General features: G+C 45.1%; 21 protein-coding genes. 4 read left to right on the top strand and 17 right to left on the bottom strand.

The window, feature by feature from the left end; genetic code table 11:
• Window positions 1-30 precede the first annotated feature (30 nt).
• From ACNQGS_RS12170 to ACNQGS_RS12135, 8 genes are all read right to left on the bottom strand, one after another.
• A complete protein-coding gene (locus ACNQGS_RS12170) occupies window positions 31-966 on the bottom strand; it encodes an aminopeptidase (RefSeq protein ID WP_491487517.1) in 936 nt (311 codons plus the stop codon).
• Window positions 967-981: 15 nt separating this feature from the next.
• Window positions 982-1,743, bottom strand: coding sequence for an IclR family transcriptional regulator (locus tag ACNQGS_RS12165; protein ID WP_491487516.1), 762 nt, complete (start codon window positions 1,741-1,743; stop codon window positions 982-984).
• A gap of 198 nt (window positions 1,744-1,941) precedes the next feature.
• Window positions 1,942-3,210: a M20 family metallopeptidase gene (locus ACNQGS_RS12160; RefSeq protein ID WP_491487515.1), complete on the bottom strand. Its 1,269-nt coding sequence runs from the start codon at window positions 3,208-3,210 to the stop codon at window positions 1,942-1,944.
• Entirely contained in the window at window positions 3,207-4,157 is a 951-nt protein-coding gene (locus tag ACNQGS_RS12155) for a DUF1177 domain-containing protein (protein ID WP_491487514.1), read from the bottom strand. Before ACNQGS_RS12155 ends, ACNQGS_RS12160 begins: the two co-directional genes overlap by 4 nt.
• Window positions 4,158-4,281: 124 nt before the next feature.
• Window positions 4,282-5,250: an ABC transporter ATP-binding protein gene (locus ACNQGS_RS12150; RefSeq protein ID WP_491487513.1), complete on the bottom strand. Its 969-nt coding sequence runs from the start codon at window positions 5,248-5,250 to the stop codon at window positions 4,282-4,284.
• Window positions 5,243-6,256, bottom strand: coding sequence for an ABC transporter ATP-binding protein (locus ACNQGS_RS12145; protein ID WP_491487512.1), 1,014 nt, complete (start codon window positions 6,254-6,256; stop codon window positions 5,243-5,245). The genes ACNQGS_RS12150 and ACNQGS_RS12145 overlap by 8 nt, the downstream gene beginning before the upstream one ends.
• 17 nt (window positions 6,257-6,273) lie before the next feature.
• Window positions 6,274-7,167, bottom strand: coding sequence for an ABC transporter permease (locus ACNQGS_RS12140; protein WP_491487511.1), 894 nt, complete (start codon window positions 7,165-7,167; stop codon window positions 6,274-6,276).
• On the bottom strand, window positions 7,167-8,132 hold the full coding sequence (locus ACNQGS_RS12135; protein ID WP_491487510.1) for an ABC transporter permease: 966 nt from the start codon (window positions 8,130-8,132) through the stop codon (window positions 7,167-7,169). Before ACNQGS_RS12135 ends, ACNQGS_RS12140 begins: the two co-directional genes overlap by 1 nt.
• Window positions 8,133-8,361: 229 nt before the next feature.
• Here ACNQGS_RS12135 and ACNQGS_RS12130 point away from each other — a divergent pair, with 229 nt between their 5' ends.
• The 4 genes from ACNQGS_RS12130 (at window position 8,362) to ACNQGS_RS12115 (ending at window position 13,065) form a co-directional block, all read left to right on the top strand.
• Window positions 8,362-9,987 (top strand): ABC transporter substrate-binding protein, encoded by a 1,626-nt coding sequence (locus ACNQGS_RS12130; RefSeq protein WP_491487509.1) that lies wholly within the window; start codon window positions 8,362-8,364, stop codon window positions 9,985-9,987.
• A 92-nt stretch (window positions 9,988-10,079) separates the two neighbouring features.
• A complete protein-coding gene (locus ACNQGS_RS12125) occupies window positions 10,080-11,177 on the top strand; it encodes an amidohydrolase family protein (protein ID WP_491487508.1) in 1,098 nt (365 codons plus the stop codon).
• Window positions 11,168-12,328: an amidohydrolase family protein gene (locus ACNQGS_RS12120; protein ID WP_491487507.1), complete on the top strand. Its 1,161-nt coding sequence runs from the start codon at window positions 11,168-11,170 to the stop codon at window positions 12,326-12,328. The genes ACNQGS_RS12125 and ACNQGS_RS12120 overlap by 10 nt, the downstream gene beginning before the upstream one ends.
• A 65-nt stretch (window positions 12,329-12,393) precedes the next feature.
• Window positions 12,394-13,065: an AroM family protein gene (locus ACNQGS_RS12115; protein WP_491487506.1), complete on the top strand. Its 672-nt coding sequence runs from the start codon at window positions 12,394-12,396 to the stop codon at window positions 13,063-13,065.
• A gap of 400 nt (window positions 13,066-13,465) precedes the next feature.
• Here the strand turns inward: ACNQGS_RS12115 and ACNQGS_RS12110 are convergent, their stop codons facing one another.
• The 9 genes from ACNQGS_RS12110 to ACNQGS_RS12070 form a co-directional block, all read right to left on the bottom strand.
• Window positions 13,466-14,296: a sulfite exporter TauE/SafE family protein gene (locus tag ACNQGS_RS12110; RefSeq protein ID WP_491487505.1), complete on the bottom strand. Its 831-nt coding sequence runs from the start codon at window positions 14,294-14,296 to the stop codon at window positions 13,466-13,468.
• Between the two features lie 23 nt (window positions 14,297-14,319).
• On the bottom strand, window positions 14,320-15,576 hold the full coding sequence (locus tag ACNQGS_RS12105) for an anaerobic sulfatase maturase (RefSeq protein ID WP_491487504.1): 1,257 nt from the start codon (window positions 15,574-15,576) through the stop codon (window positions 14,320-14,322).
• A 40-nt stretch (window positions 15,577-15,616) separates the two neighbouring features.
• A complete protein-coding gene (locus ACNQGS_RS12100) occupies window positions 15,617-17,125 on the bottom strand; it encodes a sulfatase family protein (RefSeq protein WP_491487503.1) in 1,509 nt (502 codons plus the stop codon).
• Between the two features lie 212 nt (window positions 17,126-17,337).
• Window positions 17,338-19,962, bottom strand: a complete 2,625-nt coding sequence (locus ACNQGS_RS12095; RefSeq protein ID WP_491487502.1) for a polysaccharide lyase 8 family protein — start codon at window positions 19,960-19,962, stop codon at window positions 17,338-17,340.
• Between the two features lie 68 nt (window positions 19,963-20,030).
• Window positions 20,031-20,807 (bottom strand): 2-dehydro-3-deoxy-D-gluconate 5-dehydrogenase KduD, encoded by a 777-nt coding sequence (gene kduD / locus ACNQGS_RS12090; RefSeq protein ID WP_491487501.1) that lies wholly within the window; start codon window positions 20,805-20,807, stop codon window positions 20,031-20,033.
• Between the two features lie 101 nt (window positions 20,808-20,908).
• Window positions 20,909-21,739 carry a 5-dehydro-4-deoxy-D-glucuronate isomerase gene (gene kduI, locus ACNQGS_RS12085; RefSeq protein ID WP_378586029.1) on the bottom strand — a complete coding sequence of 277 codons (831 nt, stop codon included), beginning with the start codon at window positions 21,737-21,739 and terminating at the stop codon, window positions 20,909-20,911.
• Between the two features lie 154 nt (window positions 21,740-21,893).
• A complete protein-coding gene (locus ACNQGS_RS12080) occupies window positions 21,894-22,907 on the bottom strand; it encodes a PfkB family carbohydrate kinase (RefSeq protein WP_491487500.1) in 1,014 nt (337 codons plus the stop codon).
• Window positions 22,904-23,557, bottom strand: a complete 654-nt coding sequence (locus ACNQGS_RS12075; RefSeq protein WP_491487499.1) for a bifunctional 4-hydroxy-2-oxoglutarate aldolase/2-dehydro-3-deoxy-phosphogluconate aldolase — start codon at window positions 23,555-23,557, stop codon at window positions 22,904-22,906. Before ACNQGS_RS12075 ends, ACNQGS_RS12080 begins: the two co-directional genes overlap by 4 nt.
• Before the next feature lie 12 nt (window positions 23,558-23,569).
• A complete protein-coding gene (locus ACNQGS_RS12070; protein WP_491487498.1) occupies window positions 23,570-25,390 on the bottom strand; it encodes an alginate lyase family protein in 1,821 nt (606 codons plus the stop codon).
• Between the last annotated feature and the right edge of the window lies 1 nt (window position 25,391).

Below are 25,391 nucleotides of genomic sequence, written 5' to 3'. Positions count from 1 at the left end.
TTTTCAGTGGTCTCGAACCGTCCCTCTGCCTCAAAATGAGACACGAGAACCGTCCCCATGCATCATTGTGACTGCGGGGTTTTTAATGACGCAGTCGATGTGTACGCCGGCTTCGTTGGTGCCGCCGAATGGTTTGTTGCTGCCGAAGGCGATGTGGACGGTTCCGAATACTTTTTCGTCTTCTAGGACGTTACCGGTCAGGCGGGCTTTTTTGTTGGTGCCGATGCCAAATTCGGCGATGATTCTGCCATTGCCGTCACCTAGGATTTCCAGCAATCGATTTCCGTCTTCACCGCTGGCATCTACCAAACGGCCTTTTTCAAGAGTCAAGGTAATAGGTTCCTTCAAGACGCCGATTCCTGCAATAGATCCGTCTACAATGATACTGCCATTAGCGGAATCTTCAAGAGGGGCGATATAGCTTTCACCAGAAGGCAGGTTGCCGGATTCTCCTTTCTCACGAAACACGCCTGTGCTCGGAATCCCCCGTCTTCCTTTAATAGAGAAGGTCAATTTTGTATGGTCCTTTTCAATCGTAACAGCTTCGCCCTTATCTAAAAGTTCGCAATAATAGGCGGTTAGCTCCTCAACTTCCGCATAATCGGCCGTAATGGCTCCTTCCTGCAGCATGTCCATGGTGACGCCAGGCATGGTTGCCACCCGCGCTCCTTGTGCAGAGGCTTCTTTTCTAGCACGAGTATGTGTCAGCGAATGGTGGGTGATACAAAGAACCACCTCAGCCGCCTTCATCGCTTCCGCAACCGCCCGCGGTGGTTCTTCGCCGGACTTGGTCCGAGTTTTCATCTTCATAACCTGAGTTTCATTCCCTAATACAATCCCCGCTTGATAAAAAATATCAGCGATTTCGTGGGATTCTTGGTCCGTCACGACCAAAATATGCTCGTTTTCTTTCACGTTTAAATTATGGATAAGGATTGATGTCGCCACCCCAATTAATGCTTGCATGCCATTCCCTCCAAGCTAGACTCTCAATTTCAATTGATATCTTTTAATAACCCCCTCGATCTCATCCCTTGCTGCCATCAAAAGAGGAAGGTATTCCTGTATTTTTTCTTCGGCCATTCGAAAAATAGGACCGGATACAGTAACTGAACCGACAATCTCCTCGCCATCAAACAGCGGAACGGCAATCGCTCTGACCTCCGCCGTGTATTCTCCCTGGCTATGGCCCCAACCCTTCTCTCTGATGCTTTCTAGCTCTCTTCGAAGTTCATCGGGGTCTGTCATCGTTGTCCTCGTATATTTTACCAGCCCATTTTCGATAATGGACTCAACATATTCATCCGGTAAATAGGCCAAAATTGTTCGATAGGAAGCGCCGACATATAAAGGGGCCCTGCTCCCTGCTGAAACGGAGAACTTCACTTTATTTTCTGGTTCCACAACATCAAGCGTAACCGCCTCATGTCCATCCAAGACTGTTAGAAAAATAGACTCTCCCGTTTCATCCTTTAGACGGTTTAGAATCGGACGGATTAATTTCGTGACATTCAAGCTTTCATACATAATCATGCCCAATTCCCAGGTGGCATACCCTAAGGAGTACTTTTTAGTCACTTTATCCTTTGATACAAATCTATTTTTTTCTAAAGTTTCGAGAATCCGGTATATATTTGTATGATTCAAACCCAGTTCGTTGGCTAATTCACGTCCGCCCCAAACTGGCTTTTCCTTCGTAAACATCATAAGCACCTTTAGCGATAAATCTAAAGTTTTTAACATGAGGAAGTAAGTCCCCCTTTTCCAATACAAATGGTTGCTATAATTATAGCATAATTAATAGGTGTAAAAATAAAGAAGATTTTTTTGACAATAATAAGCAGTTACCCCCTCTAAACCACAAAGGGAGAAAAGGGTTTAGAGGAAGTAACTGCATCAAAAGCCTGGGCAGCGTGTAGTAAGGCGCTGCCTTTATCTGAATTATTTCTGATAAAGGAAATCGATAACCGCCGCGACATAGACCTTTGTACAGCGGACGATATCTTCCACTTGAACCCTTTCATTGTACCCATGAATAGTTGGCAAATAAGCAGGTCCGTATTGTAAAACCGGGATATTATAATCTCTGAAATGACGAGCATCACTGCTTGCCCACTGCATAACACCGTAAGCTTCCTCTTCGGTCACGAAGGAAATGTTATCAACAATCGCCTTACATACCGGGTCATCAGCAGATGTATAGTTTGCATGGCTGCGGAAGCCAAACGGGCGGATTTCATAACGAATGCCCAGTTCATCTAGATTCTTAGTTAAATAGGCTGTGACTTCATCACGTGTAACTCCAAAAGGCAAGCGGCAGTCTACCTGAACCTTGCAACTTTCAGGAATGACATTGGATTTCGTCCCGCCTTGAATCGTCCCAATATTAACAGTAATTCTTTCTAAAACCGGCTGGAACTTTTCTCGTTCCTTTTCAATCTCGCGCATATATTTCTTAGAGACTTCAATTAAACCTTGTACCTCTTCAGGAATGGTAATTTTCAGATCCCATAGTGTCCGGATTCTTTCAATCGCCGCAATGGCATCTGTGATGGCATTATTCCCTGCCAGCGGTGAAAGGCTTCCGTGGCCCGGTTCGCCAAATACTTCCAGTTCAAACCAATAAGAGCCTTTTTGACCAATTGTCGGATTTAAGCGGGAGGATGGCTCAGCGATTAACGCGCCGTCCCCTTTAATCAGGCCTTTTTCAAGCAGCCAAGGGACCCCAAACTCCCCGCCCGTTTCCTCATCCGGAACGATGGCAAGAGTCAGTTTTCCAGGAAGCTCAACGTCTAACCGTTTCAAAAGGGCGTAGGCAAAAATAATCCCGCCAAGTCCAGCTTTCATGTCGCTCGCTCCCCTGCCCAAAAGCCAGCCGTCCTTCACCTCGCCGGAAAAAGGATCGAAATCCCATTTGGATAGGTCGCCAGCAGGCACGACATCTGTATGCCCGCAATAAATCAAATGCTTCCCTTCTTCCCCGCCGATGCTGGAAATCAAATTAAACATTTTGTCGCTCGATTCATGCCATGCTGTTTCCAGTCCATATTGGCTAAGGTAGTTAGCAATAAACTCAGAGATTTCGGTGGAATCTCCCGGCGGATTTTCGCTCGGAATTTTGATCAGCGAGCTGCAAAGCTCAATCAATTCCTCCTTTCGTGCTTCTACTTCATCGATTAATCTTTGTTTTAATGCAGTAACGTCTGTCATCCTGCAGTCACCTGATTTCCTTTTGTTTGTAGATGAGTCATTTTTCCGTAAAGCTGCTCTAAGCGGTCAAATTCTTCAGCATCATAGAAAGAACATTTATTTTCGCCATAAAGTTTGGCTACTTCTATCACATAACGGACAACCTGCTCGACATCGGTCGGATGGGTAGCGCCTGTTCCGCAGCCAGCTACGGCTGTTTCCGTCGTAATCGCCACACCTACAACCGGGCTCTTAGTCGCCACTGCCGGCTGGAGAATACTGTTGACATGGTAAACGCCATTTCCGTAAGGAGTGATATCCTGTGTAGTGATTGGCAGCGTTACAGGCAAAATGCCCGCTGATTGGGTGTAAATATGCAATAAGTCCGTGCTGATTTTTAAAACATAGCCTTCCTTGACAGTTGGCGTGATGGCAAAGCCTTTATGGTTGGTTATCATATTTCCTTTTGTGGTATCGATTGATAAAATAGCATCCATTTCTTCTGTTACTTCATGTTGGTTCATCGTCAAGATATCAACCGGTGAATTCATGAACGGCACGGGATCATGCGGCAAGGTTGGTGCAGTTGGACAAATATGGGTGGTGAGGATCACATCCCCTTTTAGGCGGTCGCCCTTCCCTGACATATCCAATAATTTAGCTGCTGCAGCCACACAGGATAAAGCTCCGTCTCCGTCGGATACGAATCCTTTTACCTCTGGGCGGGCCCCGACTCCGCCTAATCGGCCGATAATGCCAAGCGTAGGAGCATTTCCGCCTTTCGACTTGCCCTCTTCACCTGGAATGACAATTTTGATAAAGTCAGTGGAACCTTGATTGCCTTCAACCGTTTTAACGGTAACTTCCCCAACATTAGAGATGGCTTCCAGGTAATTCTTCACATCATGTCCAGTTACATGAATACTATCCAAAACCTCTATTAACTCCATTACATGTTTTAATGACATCAAAAAAACCTCCAGATTTAATATATTTTAAAGGCGGTCCGCACGAATAAAACAAACCACCCTTTTATATTTGACATTTTTCGAGCGGTGACAGGCACCCGTCCAGACTTCGTTACAGGCTTTCCTAATAAAGATGGCACGCCACCCGCTGCTCGTCTCCATTCTGTTTCAACTCTGGAACAACTGACTTGCAGCTTTCTACCGCGTACGGGCATCTTAGGTGGAAATGGCAGCCGGACGGTGGATTGACGGGACTTGGCACATCCCCTTTTAATAGAATCCGCTCTTTTTTGTCATACGGACTTTCCTTTGGAACCGCCGAAAGCAGGGCCCTCGTATAAGGGTGAAGCGGGTTTTGATAGATTTCTTCGTAAGTACCAATCTCCACGATTTTCCCTAAATACATCACGGCAATCCGGTCACACATATAGCGGACCACATTTAAATCGTGCGAGATAAAGATATAAGTAAGTTGGAATTTCTTCTGCAGGTCTTTTAATAGATTAATAACCTGGGCCTGCACTGATACGTCCAAGGCCGATACCGGTTCGTCGCAAATGATCACATCCGGGTTTAACGCCAAGGCACGGGCGATATTGATCCGCTGCCGCTGGCCGCCCGAGAATTCGTGCGGATAGCGGTCGGCATGATAGCTGCTAAGGCCGACAACCTCCAGCAATTCACGAACACGTTCTAACCGGGACACTTTATCGCCTACTTTGTGGATTTCCAATGGTTCGACAATGAGCTGCTTTATCGTTTTTCTTGGATCCAGGGAGGCATACGGATTTTGGAACACCATTTGAATGGATTTCCGCGAGTCGCGGATTTCCTTCGGCCCCATTGCAGCCAGATCCTGCCCTTTAAATAAAACCTTTCCCTCAGTGGGGCGGATTAATTGGTTGACGAGCCTGGCCATTGTCGACTTACCGCAGCCGGATTCACCAACAATCCCCAGCGTCTCACCGCGAAATACATCAAAGCTGACGCCATCGACGGCCTTGACACTCTGCGTTGATTTTTTAAAAGGAAGCGGATCCTGGATAGGGAAATGCTTTCTTAAGTTTTCCACCTTAATAATGGCTTCAGCCATGATGCGCCCTCTCCTTTCTTTCCAGACGCTGATTCTTAGATTGGAAATGGCAGGAGGCAAAATGTCCTTCTTCTACCTCAATAAGCTCCGGCTTTTTGGAAAAACAAATATCTTGTACATATGGACAGCGGTCCGCAAAGTGGCACCCTCGAATTTCCTGACGCAAATCCGGCGGCGTGCCCGGTATCGCAGATAGCTTTTCCTCATTTCCGATGTCACTTGTAATCTGGGAGTCTAATAATCCCCACGTATACGGATGCAGCGGATTATCAAATATCGCCTTCACACTGCCGGATTCGACCGTATTCCCTGCATACATAACAATTACCTTGTCACACATTTCCCAGACGACCCCTAAATCATGTGTAATCATAATAATCGAAGTGTTAACGGTATCCTGCAGATGCCTCATTAAATCCAGGATTTGCGCCTGAACAGTCACATCCAGGGCAGTCGTCGGTTCATCGGCAATCAATAGCTTCGGGTTACATGCCAAGGCAATGGCAATCATCACCCGCTGCCGCATCCCCCCGGAAAATTCATGGGGATACATATCAATCCGCTTTTCCGCCTCCGGAATGCCTACGAGCTTCAACATATCAATGGCTGCTTTTTTCGCTTCTTTTTTGGAAACCTTCTGGTGCGTACGAATGGATTCCATGATTTGATTTCCAACCGTAAATACTGGGTTCAAGCTGGTCATCGGATCCTGGAAAATCATCGAAATCTCATTGCCCCTTATTGAGCGCATTTCTTTATCCGATAAGGCTAAAAGGTCTTTCCCATCAAACGAAATCTTCCCGCCGGCAATTTTTCCCGGCGGATTTGGAATAAGGCGAAGCAGCGCGGTCGCAGTCACACTTTTTCCAGAACCTGACTCGCCGACAATCCCCAGCGTTTCTTTCTTATTTAATGTAAAACTGACACCATTAACAGCCTTTACGACTGAAGATGAAGAACGGAAATGCACTTCCAAATCTTCTACCTTTAATAAAAAATCTGACATGCCAATCCCCCCATCTTCTAAACTTTCATTTTTGGATCGAGGGCATCCCTCAAACCATCACCGAATAAGTTAATCCCAAGAACCGTCAGCAAAATCGCCAGCCCTGAGAATGTTGCCATATGCGGACTCATGACCAAGAAGTCCTTGCCGTCTTTCAGAATGCTTCCCCAAGAAGCTGTTGGCGGCTGTACACCCAAACCTAGGAAGCTTAATGCCGCTTCCGAAATAATCGCACCGGCGACACTCATCGTTCCATACACAATCAATGGCGCCATACAGTTCGGCAGGATATGTTGAAAAATAATTCTTCCATTTGTTGCCCCTAATGATCGGGTTACTTCAATAAATTCTTCTTCCTTAACACTCAATACCTGTCCGCGGACAATCCGGGCAAATCCTGGAATATTGGCGACACCAATCGCAATAATAACGTTTACCAGCCCTTGTCCTAAAACAGTCATCAACGTAATCGCTAATAAGATGAACGGGAAGGCGAACAGGCCGTCCATCGTCCTCATGATAATTGCATCAAGGCGCCCGCCGAAATAGCCGGAAACAAGCCCCAGCAATGTTCCAAAAAACGCTCCGAAAACAACCGCTGCAACACCGACAATCAAGGAAATCCGCGCCCCATACACAAGACGGCTGAACAAGTCTCTTCCATAGTTGTCTGTTCCTAAAATATGACCGGCAGTACCTGGCACGGCCAAGGAATTGGCGACATCCATATCATTAGGCGAATGTGTCGCAATCAGCGGCGCAAATATGGCAATAACCGCCATAATAACCGTAATCGATAAACCAACCGCTGCGAGCCGGTTGCGAATCAGCTTTTTAAATAAGCCTGCTTCTTTTTTAACCTTCTTTTTTTGCGGTTCAGCCTGTGAAATTGAACTTTGAACGGAAGCCATTATTTTGCCCCTCCCTTACCCGAAGATAAATTCACGCGTGGGTTGACTACTTTATACATCACATCAACCAAGAGATTGACCAGCACGAAAATCACTGCAATAAACAGGACCGTTCCCTGAACAACGACAAAATCCCGTTTATCAATGGCATCGACTATCAACCGTCCCATACCCGGCCAGCTGAAGATGGTTTTCGTTAAAACAGCTCCGCCAAGCATCATCGAAATCTGCATACCAAGAACAGTTAAGAGCGGTGTTAGGGCATTTTTAAAAGCATGCTTACAAATAACCCAGAATTCACTTAACCCTTTCGAACGTGCCGTTTTGATATAATCCTGCGAAATGACTTCCAGCATACTGGACCTTGTAATCCGGGCGAAGGTCGCCATTGGAATAGTAGCAAGCGTAATACTTGGAAGCACAAGGTGTTTCAAATAAGGGATTAACCCTTCTTCCATCGAGCCCATCCCCGTTGCAGGGAACCAGCCAAGATTGACACTAAAGTAAAGAACCAGCATAACCCCAAGCCAGAAGATCGGCATCGAGACACCTACTAAAGAAACGAGCATAACAGAATAGTCTAATAGAGAGTTTTGTTTAGATGCTGAAATAATTCCCGCCGGAACACCAATGGCAAAGGCGATTATCAAAGCACTTACGGCTAAAATTAATGTATTTGGGAAACGTTCTAGAATTAATTGAACAATTGGTTGATTATAGGTAAGCGAAACACCAAAATTCCCCTGAAGTAAATCCCCTATATAATGAAGGAATTGTAAATATAATGGATCATTTAATCCCAACTTATCCCTTAATGCTTGGATATCTTCTACACTCGCCTGAGGCCCAAGCATAACGGCAGCGGGATCCCCAGGAATGAGCCTGGTAATAATAAAGACAATGACCGCAACGACGGCAATAGTAGGCAGAAGATCAAACAGCCTTCTTATAATGTACTTTCCCATAAGCTACCTCCCTTTTTGTATCACAATTCGGAACACTGATTCAGTATGTGAATTACGAATAAGTTTATCACCGTGAAAAAAAGTTGTAAATAAGGAATAATCAAAAAGTAAAATATTTTACAAAAATTTTAAAAACTTATTTACTCTTTGTTTTTTATATGATAAATTTTATTCAAGTTTCAATATTAGAATTAATGGTTCACAATGTGAATCAAAAGGAGGAGAAAATATGAAAGGTAAACGTTTAAGCCGTTGGTGGTTATTGGTTGTTGCCTCCCTTGTATTGGCATTAACCGCTTGTTCTTCGGGTTCGAATTCGAATTCCTCTTCATCATCTTCTAAGGAAGGAAAAACAGAATCCGCTTCCGCCGGCAAGCCGCAAGACGGCGGGACATTAAAGGTAGGTCTTTCGGCAAACCCAAAAACAATGGATCCTATTAAATATACCGGGGTCTATGAATCTCAAGTTATGCGTTCAGTTGCCGATACACTGATCGTTTATAACAAAGATCTGTCTGACTTTCTTCCGGCTCTTGCCACAGAATGGAAAGTATCTGATGACATGAAGGTTTACACCTTCAAATTACGTGATGATGTTTACTTCCAGCCAGGGAAATTTCAAGATGGCCGGAAAATGACAGCTGAGGACGTAAAATACAGTCTTGAGCGTTCCGCAAAACAATCTGCAATGAACCGTTTACGCGGTGTTGATAAAGTGGAAGTAACGGGCGAAAATGAAGTAGCTATTTACCTTACTGAACCGAATGCAGCATTAATGCCAATGTTAACAGACGCCGGTAACGTCATTGTTCCGAAAGAAGAGGTTGAAGGCTGGGGTGACCAATTCGGCAGTCATCTAGTCGGAACTGGTCCGTTCAAAATCGAAAGCTGGGAACAGGATTCTCAGGTTAAAGTAGTCCGCCATGATAAATATTGGGGAGAAAAGCCTCATCTAGACAGCGTTGTTTTCAAAATCATTCCTGATCCAAACATGATGGTCAACTCTTTGCGTTCCGGTGATATCGATGTTGGTATGGACGTAAAAGGCCAAAACCGTGAGCTTGTGAAGCAAGATTCTAAGCTTGAACTATTATCAAAACCTGCTCTTTCTTTAACCTATCTTGATCTTAATAACAAAAAAGGTCCAACTGCTGATAAAAAAGTACGTGAAGCGATTTATAAAGCAACAAATGTTGAAGAGATTGTCAAAGGTGTTAACAAGTGGGGCGGTGCAGAGAAATCCTTTATGGCACTTCCTAAAGGATCTTGGGGCTACAGCAAAGACTTAGAAAAACTAACACCGACGTATGATCCAAAAGAAGCGAAAAAACTTCTTGCGGAAGCAGGATATCCAGACGGCTTCAAAACGGAGCTATATCTTGCGGAATCCCGCGTTCCATACGGTACGATTTTCCAAAACCAAATGAAGAAAAACCTAAATATTGATGTTGAACTGAAAGTTGTTGAATGGGGAACATACAGTGATACAGTAGCAAAAGGAAATGCACCAATGTCAATCGGCGGCTGGACTTGGTATCCAGACCCTTACTTCTTCCTATTCCAATTGTTCCATACAAAACAAATCGGTGCACTTGGAAACGGTAAAGGCTACGAAAATCCTGAAGTGGACAAGCTTCTCGATAGAGCTGTCACAGAAACCGTTGATCAGAAAGAAAGAGCAAAACTGTACCAGCAAGCACTTGAGATTATCTTAAAAGACGTGCCACGAATTGAGCTTGATACAGTGGATGCCTCTGCAGGTATCACTAAATCTGTCCAAGGTTTCGACGTATCTCCAGACTACTCCTTGCAAATTGTGAATCCAAACGGAACTAACGTTTGGCTTAAAAAATAATTTGCTTACCTGAAGATTTCTTAGCACATGTAGAAAAGTAGAGATGCCTATCTCTACTTTTCTTCTATTATATATGAAAGAAGGTAGTGATATTGGCAGCAACCGCGATCATAAACGCTCAAGTATACCAGGATAGCACCGGTGATTTTTCTCGGCAAACGATTTTGCTTGAAGATGGATACATATCAGATATCCTCTCCCCTTCTGCGGATTTGGATTTACCTGAATCCTCGATTATTGATGCGGACGGGCTTTATTTGACCCCGGGGCTTATTGATACATGCTCGCAAATTGGGTTAAAGGAAGTCGGCATCCGCTGGGAAGGTCATGACGGCTACGAGCCCGATTCCGAAGACGGCTTCGAATTCCAAGTAATTGACGGCATTTACCCCTTTGACAAGGCTTTTCAAGATGCGGTGGCCTTTGGGGTGACCACGGCACACATCGTGTCTTCGCCGGAATCAGTTGTCGGGGCGAGAACCGCAGTCATTCATACAACCGGAAAAACAGTGGATGAGATGGCCGTGGTCCCGAGTTTCGGGTTTAGTTTTTCCATGGGGGATGTTCCGAAAAATGCTTATTGGGAGAAAACAAAGACTCCGCTTACGCGCATGGGTATTGCGCTAAGAATCAGGACTGCCTTAAAGAAACTGCAAAGCACAGGATCTTTGGGGGATGCGCCGATTTTCATCCGTTCTCACCGGGCCGATGACATTGCCACTGCCTTCCGCATCGCTGGCGAATTCAAGCTTCCATTTGTTCTCGTTCATGGAACTGAATATCCATTAGCGTGGAATCTTCCAACAGGCGAAGTGTCTTTTTCTGTGGCTGCGGGTCCAGTTTTTCAAGCGATGGAACGAGGCGAGCTAAAACATTTAAATCCGTCCCTTTACTATGCACTGTATAGCGGGCAAATTTCATTTACTTTTGCCACTGACCATCCAGTAAGCTCGGTGACCCATCTGCAAAAGGAAGGCGCGTTGGCTCTGAAAGCCGGTGTCCCGGAAAAGGTGATTTTGAACGGATTAACCCGCGATGCGGCAAGGCTTTTAAAAATCGATCACTTGACCGGAAGAGTAGATAAAGGACTGTTTGCGGATCTAGTTTTGTGGAATAAGAGCCCGCTTGATTTAACGGCTCGGGCTGTAAGGACGTTTATTAAAGGAAAAGAAGTATATAGATGGGAGTGAGTCAACTGATGCTGACAGTATTTCGCGGAGCAACGATATATACGATGGATGAAAGGAACACTGTATTGCACAAAGCGGACCTATGGGTACAGGACGGAAAGGTCGTGAGGGCAGGAGTTGATACGGATATTCCTGCTGATGCGGAGCTGATCTTTGTCGACGGGCTGGTCATCACTCCTGGGCTGATTGATATCCATACCCACGTGGGGATTTGGGGAGAAATCAATGAACGAATTAATGATGCCTGCGAGTATTCCAGCCCCTTTACCCCGCTGATGTCTGCAATTGACGGTATCGATATCCGCCATTTTTCATTCGAGCTGGCGCGAAAAGGCGGCGTGACAACCATACAAACGGGTACCGGCAGCGCCAACCCCATCGGCGGCGTTTGGACTATTTTAAAAACGGGTGGAAACTCCCTTAATGAAATGATTGTTGTTGAAAAAAGCGGCTTAAAGGGAGCATTAGGCGAAAATCCGAAAAATGTGTTTGGACAGTCGTATAAAAAATCGCCGGTAACAAGAATGGCGGTGGCTCAGATGATTCGCCAAGGTTTTCAGCAGGCTCTAGCATTGTCTGATGCCGGGCGGCTGGCTGCTTTAGAGGGTCAAACGGAACTAGCCCCATTTATCGAGGTGTTGGAAGGAAAAATGCCGATGCATCTGCACTGCCACCGGGCTGATGATATTGCTACAGCAATTCGGATTGCGAAGGAGTTTGCGATTAAGCTTTCTCTGGAGCACTGCACTGAAGGCCACCTGATACTAGAGGCGATCAAAGAAAGCGGCGCAAGCGTGACCTTGGGTCCGTTTATGCTCCCAGCAACAAAATACGAAACCCGAAACGGCACACCGGAAGCACCAAAGCTGTACCATGAAGCCGGAATTCCATTCGCTATCATGACCGACCACCCGTTCATCCCGATTCACTATTTAGTGCTGTGTGCAGCTGAGGCTGTCAGGTACGGACTGGATGAAGTGACAGCACTAAGAAGCATTACGAGCACGGCAGCCAAACTGACGGGCATCGACGACCGAGTCGGTTCATTAGAACCCGGCAAAGACGCCGACTTCGTCATCTGGACCCACCACCCATTCAACAGCCGCGCCAACGTGCTTGGCACTTATATTAATGGGGTGAAGTATGGGTGAGTTGTAGGCTGAGGTGAGGCATGGGGACGGTTCTCGTGCATCAAAATAGAAAGGAGTGAATTAGGATGGGCCAATCTATAGGCGTGATTACAATTGGCCAAACGCCAAGAGTCGATATGATTCCCGCCATCAGAAGCTTTTTGCCGAAGGATATTGCTATAATTGAAAAAGGTGTGCTTGACGGCAGGTCGGAGGAGGAAATTCTCGCCCTTGCTCCTGAACATGGGCAGACAAAGCTAATCTCCCGGTTACGGGACGGCGGCAGTGCCGTGATGGCGAAGGAAAAAATCCTCCCTGTTGTTCAGGAACTCATTGATGATTTGAACGCGGCGAACGTATCCTTAATCATTATTGCCTGTACAGGGAAATTTCCGCTTTTTAAAAGTAAGGTAACAATCGTTTATCCGGATCATCTGCTCAACCATGTGGCAAAAGGACTATTACATGATGGATTAATTGGAGTCGTCGTTCCCCTTCCGGAACAAGCCGACCAAATCATATATAAATGGAAGGATGCCGACTTCTTAGCCATCCCAGCAGCGAGTTCACCTTATTCCTATCAGGAGGAGACATTAATCGAGGCAGTAAAGCAGCTTGACCAATTCCCGATCAAAGCCATCATCCTCGATTGTATGGGGTATACAGAAGAAATGAAAAAACTTGTTCAAGAACATACATCAAAACCTGTGATACTGTCTCGGAATATTATTTATGGGGTTACGGGGGAGATTTTGTAATTTGTGGGTGAGGCATGGGGACGGTTCTCGTGCATCAAATTGGGCGAAGCAAAGAGAAATGATGCATGAATCGAGTAGCGGGGTCTCGCGACCCCAAGCCCTCACAGAACCGGACTTGCCCTATTAAGGCATCCGGCTCTTCACTTCATCATTCACTTTATGTAGCTTTTACCCACCCTAAGTTCAAATATGTTTACATATATTTGCGGTCTTGGTAATGGATACTTTCGGAGAAATAGGTTAAATGCTTTCGGCCTACTATCTTGCTGTCTACGCTTAACAACACAGGTTACCCTGTGTTGTCCAAGACTCGCTATAAGTGATTTGCTAAATCTTACTTAGTGGGAGCCCCACCCTCTATATGATATGCCCTTCGTGGCGCACGAACCGTCCCCACGTCTCAGGAAAAATACATCCGAACCCCAATAAATATCAATAATACGGACAGCATTTGGATGATGACTTTGCCGGGGATTTTTTGCGAAAGCAGCACCCCGATTTGTGAGCCGACGATCACACCGATGCCGCCAAAGATGACAGCCGGCCAATCGACATGGCCATAGAAGAGCTGTGCAATCACACCGATTGTTGAATAAAGGCAAAGTGAAAAAATGGACGTGGCAGCCGCATTGTGTGTCGGTACTTTAAATACATAGATTAAGATGGGAACAAGAAGCCAGCCGCCGCCAATCCCGAGGTAACTGGATAAAATACCGATCACTACCCCAAGCGGAATCAGCCATTTTTCGAACGAACGGCTATCTTCTTTATCTACCGTATGAAGGGTATCCCCATTACCGCTAGAATCACTTGCCGCTATGTATGCATACCCTTCAGAAGGGTGGTGTCTTTTTAATTTATCCGGGAGATTTTTGGTAAATAAAAAGATTCCCAAACCAACCAACAAGGTAGCAAATATCACATAAAAATAACTAGATGAATAGAGTTGGAGCAGCCAAACCCCAAGAAAGGATCCAGGCAGGGCACCAATAGCGAGCGTAAGCCCCGTTCGATATTGAATCTTCTCCTGCTTTGCGTAACCAACCACACCAGACAAAGAATTAATTAACACGATAATAAGTCCTGATCCTGCAGCAATCGCAGGCTCCATTTTAAAAAGAAGCAGCAGTGCCGGCACGAAAATAAAACCGCCGCCAGCACCGACAATCGTTCCATAACCTCCAGCCAGGATCCCAATCAGTAAAAGCAAGAAGCCAGTTGTTAGATCCATTTTCATTCCCCCATTAAGGAAAGTTAAACCATTTGAATATACTTTTCACAGCATTTTTTGAACTTCTTCCCGCTCCCGCATAAGCATAAATCATTTCTTTCAGGCTTTGGACGGCCAGCTTTAAGATGATTTTGTAACCATTGAAGTTTTATACTTTCAGCCAATCTTTCCATTCGTTCATGTCCATGCTTATAAACCTGCATATAGCTTTCACAGAAATAATCTGGATTCACCGTCTCATCTGCTTGGTTCCAGGCTCGATTTCTTGGACAGCCGCCGTGGCATAGCTTTAAGAACTCACAGCTTGTGCACTTATCGGGCAAAGTAGGCTTCAATCCAAGAAAATCATCATATTTTGGACTATTTAGGATATCTTCTAGCGAATCCCGGCCAACATTCCCAAGCTTATAATCATCATTAATATAAAAATCGCACGGATAAGCGTCGCCATTTTGTTCTAGAATCAACGTTTTCGGGCAGGTCTGACGGTGGATACATAATTCCGCCTCCTGATGCAGGTAGGCACTCAGAATGTTATCGAAGAAACGGACAGACCTCTTCGGGTTGCCGTCGTTATACCAGATGTCAAACGCCTCGCATAAAAACTGGCCATATTGTTTGGGAGTAATCAGATATTGCCCCGGTTTATTCGGCTCCTGCGCGCGAAAATCCATGCATGGGATAAACTGCACATGGGAAAAGCCCTCTTGCTGATAGAACTCCATCAGCTCTTTTGCCCGCCCCACATTGTCTTGATGAATGACTGTTAGGATATTAAAATCGACATGATGTTTTCTCAAGTAATCAATTCCACGCATCACCCGGTCAAAGCTTCCCTTCCCATGCCCGGTTACCCTTCTTGCATCATTGATTTCTTTTGGGCCATCAAGGCTGACACCGATGAGGAAATTGTATTGTTTAAAAAAACGTGCCCAATCCTCGGTAATCAGCGTAGCATTCGTTTGTAGCGAGTTGCTGATGATGGTATTTTTTGGGGCGTACTTTGCCTGCAAATAAACAACTTGTTTAAAAAAATCTAATCCGGCTAAGAGCGGCTCTCCTCCTTGCCAGGCAAAGGATGCCACCCCGTTAGTAAGTGCCATATATTCCTTGATAAATTTTTCAAGGATAGCAGAATCGATTTTGTCAATTTTCCCCGGCTGACCGCCGCAGCCGCTATAATAGCAATAATCACAAGCAAGATTGCACGCTTCCGAAACGGTTTTCCACATGACACCGATATGCGAATGTTTTTGGGAAGTTAAACAGGCCTGTGCCATTTTGTCAGTCTCCTTCGTGTTGAAAATGTGGTCTTAGTCCCTAGGCGTGTGAAATTCTTGGCATCGGCATCTGCTCTTTATGCAGCTCTGCCCAGGCATATTTTAATAGAAGCTCTTTTTTCAATTCTTGATAGTCAGTATGGTCCCATAAATTGTTTAATTCCTTTGGGTCCTCCTGCAGGTCAAACATTTCTCCATAGGTTTGCCGATAGTAGATCGTTATTTTGTATCGTTCATTCACGTATGTTTTTTGATGGATAGTAGTCGGTTCGTGGCGGAACTCACACAGAATGTGATCTCTTGCGTTTTCCTGGCAGCCCATCCAGACATCCTTTTGGTTTTCGCCTGACATAATTGGCGGGACAGGGATGCCGGCTAGGCTTAAAAAGGTTGGCGCTAAATCCACCAGCGATTGCAGGGCATGAGATTCTTTTTGTGCTGGTACTTGCCCCGGATAGCGGACAATAAACGGTAGTTTGATTAAATCCTCGTAGTGGAAACCGCCTTTGTACTGCAAGCCATGCTGGCCGAAGAAATGGCCGTGATCCGTTGTAAAAACAACAATCGTTTCATCGGCGATTCCGATTTCATCTAGTTTGTCTAGAATCTTACCAATATACTTATCCATAAAACTAATCATACCATAGTAGTTGGCCACTAATTTTTTCCGGTCGTCTTCCGGCAGCAGATGAGAGTGATACCCGTGAATGCCAAAGCCTGTTTCCGCTAGGTAGGAAAAATCGGGGTTCTCCTCCTGCGTCATTTGAAAATGCGGCGGGTTCTTCTCATGTTCTCCCGGGCATAGTTCCGGAATCGTCAACTGATTAGGGTCATACATCGAAGCCCACGGTTCAGGAACCAAATAAGGCGGATGCGGATCGGGAAAACTCGCCCATAGGAAGAAATTTTCGTCCTGCTCTTGGTAGGTTTCGAGAAGCTCATTTGTTTTTTCCGCAATAAAACTATTATAGTGATATTCTTCCGGAATTCCCCACTTATATGTGATCGAGGGGTCCATCGTTCCAGTTGGCGGCATATAATACTGCTTCCAGTCATGATAGCCCTTCTCCTCCAGCCATGCCACATAATGCTGCCCAACTAAATATTCGTTTGTGTGGTTGCGGAGGAGTTCGATTTTTTCAAAGCCATAGAATGGCTGATTGTAAGATTTCCAGAATTCAATATCCTGAAGAAGCGGCAGCGATTCCAAGGATGGATATTCATCCGTTGTGCGTGTCGGCTGGAAATGGGCTTTTCCAACGAGTGCGCTCCGATAGCCATTTTCAACAAAAACGTCACCGACGGTCAGGTGATCCTCGCTTAGTTTTGTCCCCAACGTCCAGGCACCGTGCTGGCTTGGATAGGTGCCGGTAATAATGGAGGACCTTGCCGGAGTACAGGTAGGATTCGGACAATAGGCGCGTTGAAATGTCGTCCCTTCCTTTGCCAGACGGTCGAGGTTGGGAGTTGAAATCTCCGGGTTAAAGGCACCGATGGTATCGTAGTGCTGTTGGTCGCTGGTGATTAGTAAGATATTTGGCTTTTTCATGACGTGTGCTCCTCAATTGTTTTGAAAAACTACTATTCTATTAAGTGACAATAAGGCCTACGGACAGTTTGAACTTTTTTTAGGGGCGTTTTGTCCGTAGGACCACCATCTTCGGACAACTCCAGCTTTTTTCGTGGCCAGTTTGTCCGAACAACCACGAACTTCGGACAGTTCCTTCGCTTTTCGCGGCCGTGTTGGCCGAAGAACCAATATTACTCTTTAATCTTCAACTTAATTTCAAAGCTCTTCCCATTAGAATTCTTGGAGTCAATATGAATCAAAGCTTTTTTACTAGATACAGATGTTTTCACACCCTTGCTGGCCTCTACAACTACCGGCCTCGATAGGTCAACTTCCAACTTCATTTTTTCCAAGCTGAGCGTCGGGTCGGAGACCGCTACGGTTACCGTATCGCCATCCTTCTTTACAAGAATCGATGCTGGATTATAGGATGTTACATTACTAACTGTTCTCTTTTTATCACCAAAAAAGTTAAATCCTTTTAGCCCAAGCTTCGTCTGCTCAACAGCATGAACATCCTCGGTGTTAGCTAAAATTTCCACACCTGGATTATTTGCATACTGTTCCGTTTCGTTTTCACCAAAGTTCGGCAAAATTACATAAGCATATTTAGCATTTTGGGGATTTTCTCCATGATCCATTCCTAAGGTAAAGAAGTTTTTAGTAATCTTGGTGTCTAGATTGCTGGTACGGATTTTTCTTAGGCTTTCCGTTACCGTGTTTGTGGAAACCCGGATATTGGAAAGCTCAGGGAAGTAATAACCTACCTTTGTTCCTTCTCCATTCGTATTGAAATGAATCCATTTTAAGTCGTATTGACCATTAGCTGGATTCTCTAGTTTTTGATTTTCATAGGTTTCTCCAGCCACGGAACTCGTTTCATTTTTATCGAACATACGGTTATCAATAGTAGAAATAACCTCTCTTCCCAGCTGATCCTGAATACCAGAACCTAACAGGACGATTTCGTCATCAAACATAAAGGCTGATTTATTGGCATTGGCATTTTTATATGCGACAAAGTCTTCAGGGAGCAGCCCTGCCTGTTTATCCCGATAGCCAATCTCATCGCCAAGCTGGATACCGGAAACTCCATATTTCCCAAGCTTGACTCCACCAGAGTAATGATTTGTTCCTACTGGAAAATAAACATAATCATTTTGCGACACAGAGGATGCATAGAAATTTAGCGGATGATTTGTATTTTCATAGAAAAGCTTTCCATCATACAGCTCAGGAATGGTTTTTCTCTCCTCTACAGGGACAGTGGTCCCTGGGAGTTTATAAGGATCGATGGCTGCCAAATAATCGGCCCCAAATGACTTCGTCTGATCTCTTCCTGATAAATATAAGTAATACGCGCCATCACCTTGGAACCATGGCTTTAAGTTCTCGCCGCTCATATATTCATACTTGCTGATTCGGTCGGAGCTTCTTGAAAAAGCAAACGCATAGGAATCCCGCAAATGGACCGTTTTATCCATTAAATTAAACGCATAATGATTTTCTTCGGCAATCGCGTCTTTAGCCTCAATTTGGCTATCTGCCATGATGTTGTTAAAGGTAATAATGGCATTATAGGAGGTGAAAGAGTTTGGATTAATCCCTCCTTTGGACGTTTGCGCAATATATTTGATGTAGGATTTTAAACGCTTACTATCTTCCTTATTTAATTTGTTCGATAAATCTAGCATTGCCTCCACGATGCTTGTTACATCCTGATACCCTGTCCCCGTTCTTGATACTGCTCGACCTTTGACGATTTCCATCATATACCCTTCAAAAATAACGGGGGAGAACCCTTGATATAACCAATTCTGAACGGTTGGAACCAATATTTCTTCCGGATTGTAAGAACTGCCGTTTAAAATATTCATGGTTTGCATAATCCGATTTAAGAGAACTTTTCCATAAGAACCGGTATAAGCAACTCGGTGGTGCTGGATAAATGAGCCGTCCTCATAAAATCCATCCGTATTTCCATTCACAATATGATTAGGGTCGATTGTTTGAAAGACGGTCAGGATATTGGCTACTGCCTTTGAAACCCGCTGTCCATCCCCTGTAAGTGCCCCTTGGATGATTCGGTTGGTGGCGATATCGGCAAGGTTGGCGCCTGTGTGTTGACGGGCGGTTAAATCAATATCCCCGTCTTTTCCATTTCTTAAATAAAGGTCCATGGACTTAACATAGTTATCGATTAATTCCGGTTTAGATGCTTTAATCTCATCCTCTAACAAAAGCAGGATTTTCGTAACATTGATCGGGGCGCCTATTTCCCATTCATACCAGTTCCCGTAGTAACCCTTTTCCTGGTCGGCAAAGTGATTGGCATACAGCCAATCCAACCCATCAATGACCTTATTGATCAGTTCCTTATTTTCGTAAAAATTATTCCCAGCTTGGCTAGGGTCTTTATAGGTCTTGGCAGCCAGCGCCATTTGGTATAAATATAAAAAGGAGTTGCTTAAATTTTTGGGATCTTCTCCAAGAACGACGCCTTTGAACAGACCTTGTGCCCTTCCCTCTATTGGAAGGAAATCCCCGAGTCTAGTATTGGCTGTATTGTGGACAGAATTGATTTTACTGACTAGCGATGGGTTCGTATTCAAACTTTCATTGCCAACCAGATACTCTTTAAAGTTTACCTTTAATTGATTAAGGTCGTTTACAGTCTCTGCTGGGTTTGTCTCGGTGACAGCAGATGCCGACGGTTCAGAAGCCTGAACGGAGTTGTTGGAATCTATCGCCGGAACTGTTAAAAAGGTCGTTAATGTCACGGATGTCGCTAAAATTTTCTTTAGATTTTTCCCCATAAATACACCATCCTATAAAGAAATTTTTTGAGACACAGATCTTCTAACCAAAGTGGACAAATAGAGTTTTACCTTGCCAGCCAGCCCCCATCTACCGCTAGAACATGCCCATTCATATAATCAGAGGCTTTGCTGGCCAAAAAGACAACCGTGCCCATCAGGTCGGACGGGTCGGCCCAGCGTGCTGCCGGAATACGCGACAGAATCTCAGCGTTTCGCTTTTCATCGGCACGAATTGGGGCAGTATTGTCTGTCGCAATATAGCCTGGTGCAATCGCATTGATTTGAATATTATGTTCGGCCAATTCATTCGCAAAGGCCTTTGTCAATCCAGCAACCGCGTGTTTGCTGGCTGTATACGGAGGGACAAACTTGCCGCCCTGGAACGAAAGCATCGAGGCGATATTGATGATTTTTCCGCTCTTTTGCTCCACCATCACTTTCGCTGCCTCCTGGCTTAACAGGTACAACGAATTCAAATTGACCTCCATGACGGTATCCCAATCTTCCTCCTTGTACTCGACTAACGGTGAACGAAGGATGGTGCCGGCATTGTTGACCAAAATATCTACTTTCCCATATACCTTCAGACACTCAGGCACGACTTGCTTGACCGCTGCCCGGTCACTTAAATCTGCTTGAAAAAACTCAGCCCTGCGGCCCGTTTCTTCAATTAAGGCCCGAGTTTCTTCACAATCTCCGCTTCTCGCGACAACAAATAGATCGGCACCGGCCTTGGCAAGCGCCACAGCATATGCCTGCCCCAACCCTTTATTGGCCCCTGTAACAATCGCTACTTTCCCAGCAAGACTAAAGTAATCCAGTGAAAATGATGTAAGAGTCATTCTATTTACCTCCAAAATGATATTTTTCTAGAATTTAACGTCTAAGCCCCGCAAAGCTAGTGCGCTTGTCGGGGCTCATGATGCATCTCTCTGTGTTTGAATTAGCGCAAATCTTCCATTTTTACATGGTCCATATCACTATAAGTGATGTTTTCACCGCACATGCCCCAAATAAAGGTATAGTTGCTTGTTGCGGTACCGGTATGGATGGACCAGCTTGGTGAAATCGTAGCCTGTTCGTTTTTCATGACTATGTGTCTTGTTTCATCCGGTTTCCCCATGAAATGGAAGACGCGGGTTTCCGGTTCCATATCAAAGTATAAATACACTTCCATGCGGCGCTCATGGGTATGGCATGGCATCGTATTCCACACGCTTCCCGGTGCAAGCATCGTCAGACCCATTTGCAGCTGGCAGCTCTGACATACATTAGGGTGCACATACTGATAAATTTTTCGCTCGTTTAATGTTTCTGGAGCTCCCATTTGCAGCGGATCAATTTTGTTAATATCGATTTTTACAGTCGGGTACGTATGGTGAGCTGGTGCAGAGTTGATATAAAACTTCGCCGGATTAGCAGCATCCTTGGAACGGAATAACACTTCCTTTGTTCCTTTACCGACATAAAGACCGTCACGCTGCTGCATTTCATATTCAGTTCCGTCTAGGACAACGGACCCTTCACCGCCGATATTAATGATTCCAAGCTCGCGGCGCTCTAAGAAATACTCTACTCCCAATTCTTTGTCGAGCTTAATCGTTAATTCCTGATCAGCCGGAGTAACCCCGCCAAAAATCATCCGGTCCACATGGGTATAGGTTAAATGGACCTGACCTGGTTCAAATAATGTTTCGACAAGGAATTCTCTTCTTAATTCCTCGGTTGTGTATTTTTTCATATCCTCCGGATGGTGGGCATAACGTGTTTCCATGATTCATATCTCCTTTTTTTGTGATTTTTTTAGATGATTACTGCGAATCGCCGATAGAACATCGAAATTCGCCGATACAACATCGAAATTCGCCGATAGGACCTCAAAATCCGCCGATAGAGTGTAAAATTACAACCTCAAAAGCTAAAGAATCTTACCTCTTAATTGCTCCTGATTCCGCAGCGGCAAACTGAAGGACTTCTTCCCTAGAAAACGGATTACAGTCCCCTTGAACAGTGTGCTTTAATGCAGAGGCAGCTGTTCCGAATGAAATGATTTGCTGTGCAGGCAGTTCTTCCAAAATGCCCGCCAAAATTCCTGCTGCAAACGAATCACCCCCTCCAACGCGGTCAACTATCGGGTCAATCCGATGCACTTTCGATTGAAACAGCTCCCCATTAACAAACATGTTTCCTTGCAATCGATTGCTCGACGCCGAAAGCACTGTGCGGGATGTAGAACTCAAATATTCAAGATTCGGATAAAGTTGTTTTATCCTCTGATAATAGACTTTCAGCCGTTCCTGCGGAGGTACCTCCGTATCAACTTGTGGAAGCCCAAGCAAATGCACAGCGTCCAATTCGCCACAGAAACAAATGTCGATATACGGCATCAGCTGTTTAAATGCTTCAGCTGCCTCCCGCTGCGACCACAGCTTAGAACGATAGTTAAAATCAAAACTGACTTTAATCCCCATTTCCTTTGCTTTTTGAAAAATACTCAGGACAAGCTGGCGTAAAGAGGCAGACAGGGCCAGGGTGATTCCCGTAATATGGATTAAAGAAGCTCCAGCCAGGATCCTCTCAATCTCTACCTCTTCGGCTTCAAGCCCCGAAAAACTCGAGTACTTACGGTCATAGGTCACCTGTGCACTTCGTTCACCTGCCCCGGCTTCGATATAGTAGGCTCCCAGCCGTTCTCCGCCTTTGATGAGGTAATCGGTTTGGACTCCATGGGATTTCAGATGCCGTTCAACCGCCATGCCTAACGGGTTGGAAGGAATCTTGCTTACAAAATAGGCCTGATAACCAAAATTGGCTAAAGAAACAGCAACATTTGCCTCTGCTCCCCCATAATGCACGCTCAGTTGATCTGCCTGTTTTAGAAGAACTCCCTCCCGTGTCGATAAACGGAGCATGATCTCTCCCAGTGTGACAACCATTTTCATCCCAATCCCCCGCGTGCTCGCTGGACTCTCGCTACATATTGACTGGCAATCTCCGTAATCTTTTCATAATCTCCCGTTTTTGCCGGTGCAATCAGATTCCCACCTACACCAACAGCGGCACAGCCATTTTGAATCCATTGTTCTACATTATCGAGATTGACTCCGCCGGTCGGCATGATATTTACTTGTGGAAGCGGTGCTTTGACAGCTTTCACAAAGCCCGGCCCCAACGTATCACCCGGGAATAATTTAATCAGGTCCACCCCATGCTCCAGCGCATTCTTTATTTCTGTAATCGTCATGCAGCCCGGCATATAGGGAACTTGATATAAATGACAAAGCTTGGCTGTCCGTTCATCAAAGCAGGGGCTGACGACAAATTGGGCGCCCGCCATAATCGCAATTCTTGCGGTAACCTCATCCAATACCGTCCCCGCCCCGATGATGACTTCCGGACGCTCCGCAAAATAAGAAGCCAATTCCTTAATGACCGACTCGGCATCTTGGATGGTAAATGTAATTTCAATAGAGTTTATTCCACCTGCTACACAAGCCTCCGAAATGGCAATCGCCTCTTCTTTGCTATCCGCTCTAACAACAGCAACGACACCAGACTCGATTACGCCGCTTAACACCTTATACTTTTTCATGGTCGCCCCTCCTTAAAAAAACGTCACTTTCTTGCCATCATTCAAAATGGTCAGTTTATGATATAGGTGCACATCATTGTGCTTGTAAACCCGTTCCCCTTTTACCGTGTCATTAGCTGCAAAATAAACATCATAGACTGCGGAATCTGACTCAAGCTGGAACCCTAGAAACTGTTCATCAGCCGGCTGCTCATCACTCGCGCATTTCTCAATATAATGCTTTTTCACCACGAGCGGCTTTCCGGAAAAAATCGCTGTGCTGATGCCGCGATGCTCAAAATTCTTTTCCTCTATAAATGTCGTACGATTGCCAAGCCGGTTATAGATGTCCGAAAAAATGCTGTCCTGGGAGTACGTATCGGCATTTTCCAAAAAATATGTATAAGCTTTATTCCGTTTGCCGCTTAACTCCCAGCAGCCATCCTGTTTGCTTGCCCTCATCTCCGGATTTAGGTGAAAGTATCGTTTCATCGTGTGGGGGCCATCGCTGTCAACATGATCGATGACAATCGCAATCCCTTCTTTTTTGATAAAAACAACCGTCCGCTGCACCATATAGGTTGTATGGGAAAAAGTACTTTCCATCACGATCAAATCAGCTGTTTCCTTAATACGGTTCCCCAGAGCTTTCCCGACATAGTGGTAGGACCAAGAGTCTTTGACGGACATGAAGGGAACATCATCAACTAATACGGTACTGTGGCTTTGGGCTGATTTTAAGAAGTTTCGGACAGGTCCTTCCTGATAAGTGAATCTTCCCGAATCACACAGGACTCTCTCCCCGTTCAAGAACAGATTCAGATGACCTAAACTCGCATGCGCATGCCCGCTGCCATGGCGCCCATTCCAGACACTGACAAAATCTTTTTCCGTTTTATAGACAAAATTGCCGCTATCCTCGCCGATAAACAGCTCAGGCAAGTTCGCCTGCAAAAACTCCTTTAATCTATCAAACACATCTGAAACAAACACATAATCGCTGTCATGCTGCGGAACAACATAGCCATTCGGATAAATCATGTAATAGGCAGCATGAACGGCCTGCTCGATGAAGCTTTTTAAATCAAAGGAAATCTGGATACCTAACGCTCGAGCAGTCCTGTAAATATCAACTAAAGCAAACAAAACCTCGAAGTGATACAGCGGTGACTGCTCCCAGTGGACACCGTCCCCATGAAACTGGATATCGCATTGGCGTTCAAGCTCTTCCCATGCCCACTTCACGATTTCCTCCGAGACCAAGTCTTCGCAAAGCATAACTGCCTGTAATATGCCGGAAATCTGTAAAGTGCCCCAGTTGCTCAACGTATATCGATCAAGGTATTGATTTTTCAAAAAGAGCACTTGCTGCTTAAGGGATTCAAAAATGAGTTGCAGCTCCTCATCCTGCAATTCCCCATAGATGAATTGGAGGCTTTTCACCCAGCTTGTGCAGCGGATGCCGGTGTCAATTGTCCGCCATGAGGTCCGGAGCTTCTCCTCGGAGAATGGATTTCGCTCAATCCAGTCAAAAACAAGCCGTTTCCAGCATGCCAGGTATTTCTCGTCCTTTGAATCGGAGTAAACCTTTGCTAAGTCAATCAGATATTCATGTCGGTTTAACATGAAAATCCATTCCTCATCTGCATTCATCGCTCGGTTCCAGTCAATCTCTTGAAAGGAGTAGGGAATATAGCAGGCCTCCATATCCAATGGCTTTTTAAAAACAAAAATGTTGGCACACAAAAGATTGCTATTTAAATAAGAAGCTTTTCGTTCACGCTCGTTCAGAAAGGGCATTTGCTGATTAGATGAGTATGTTGCAAGGTTTGCTTTTAATCGAGTAAGATCCAAC

Source organism: Neobacillus sp. PVCKKU3 (assembly GCF_058323225.1).
Note: the sequence above shows the minus strand (reverse complement) of the source record. Positions and strands in the feature narration are given on the sequence as shown.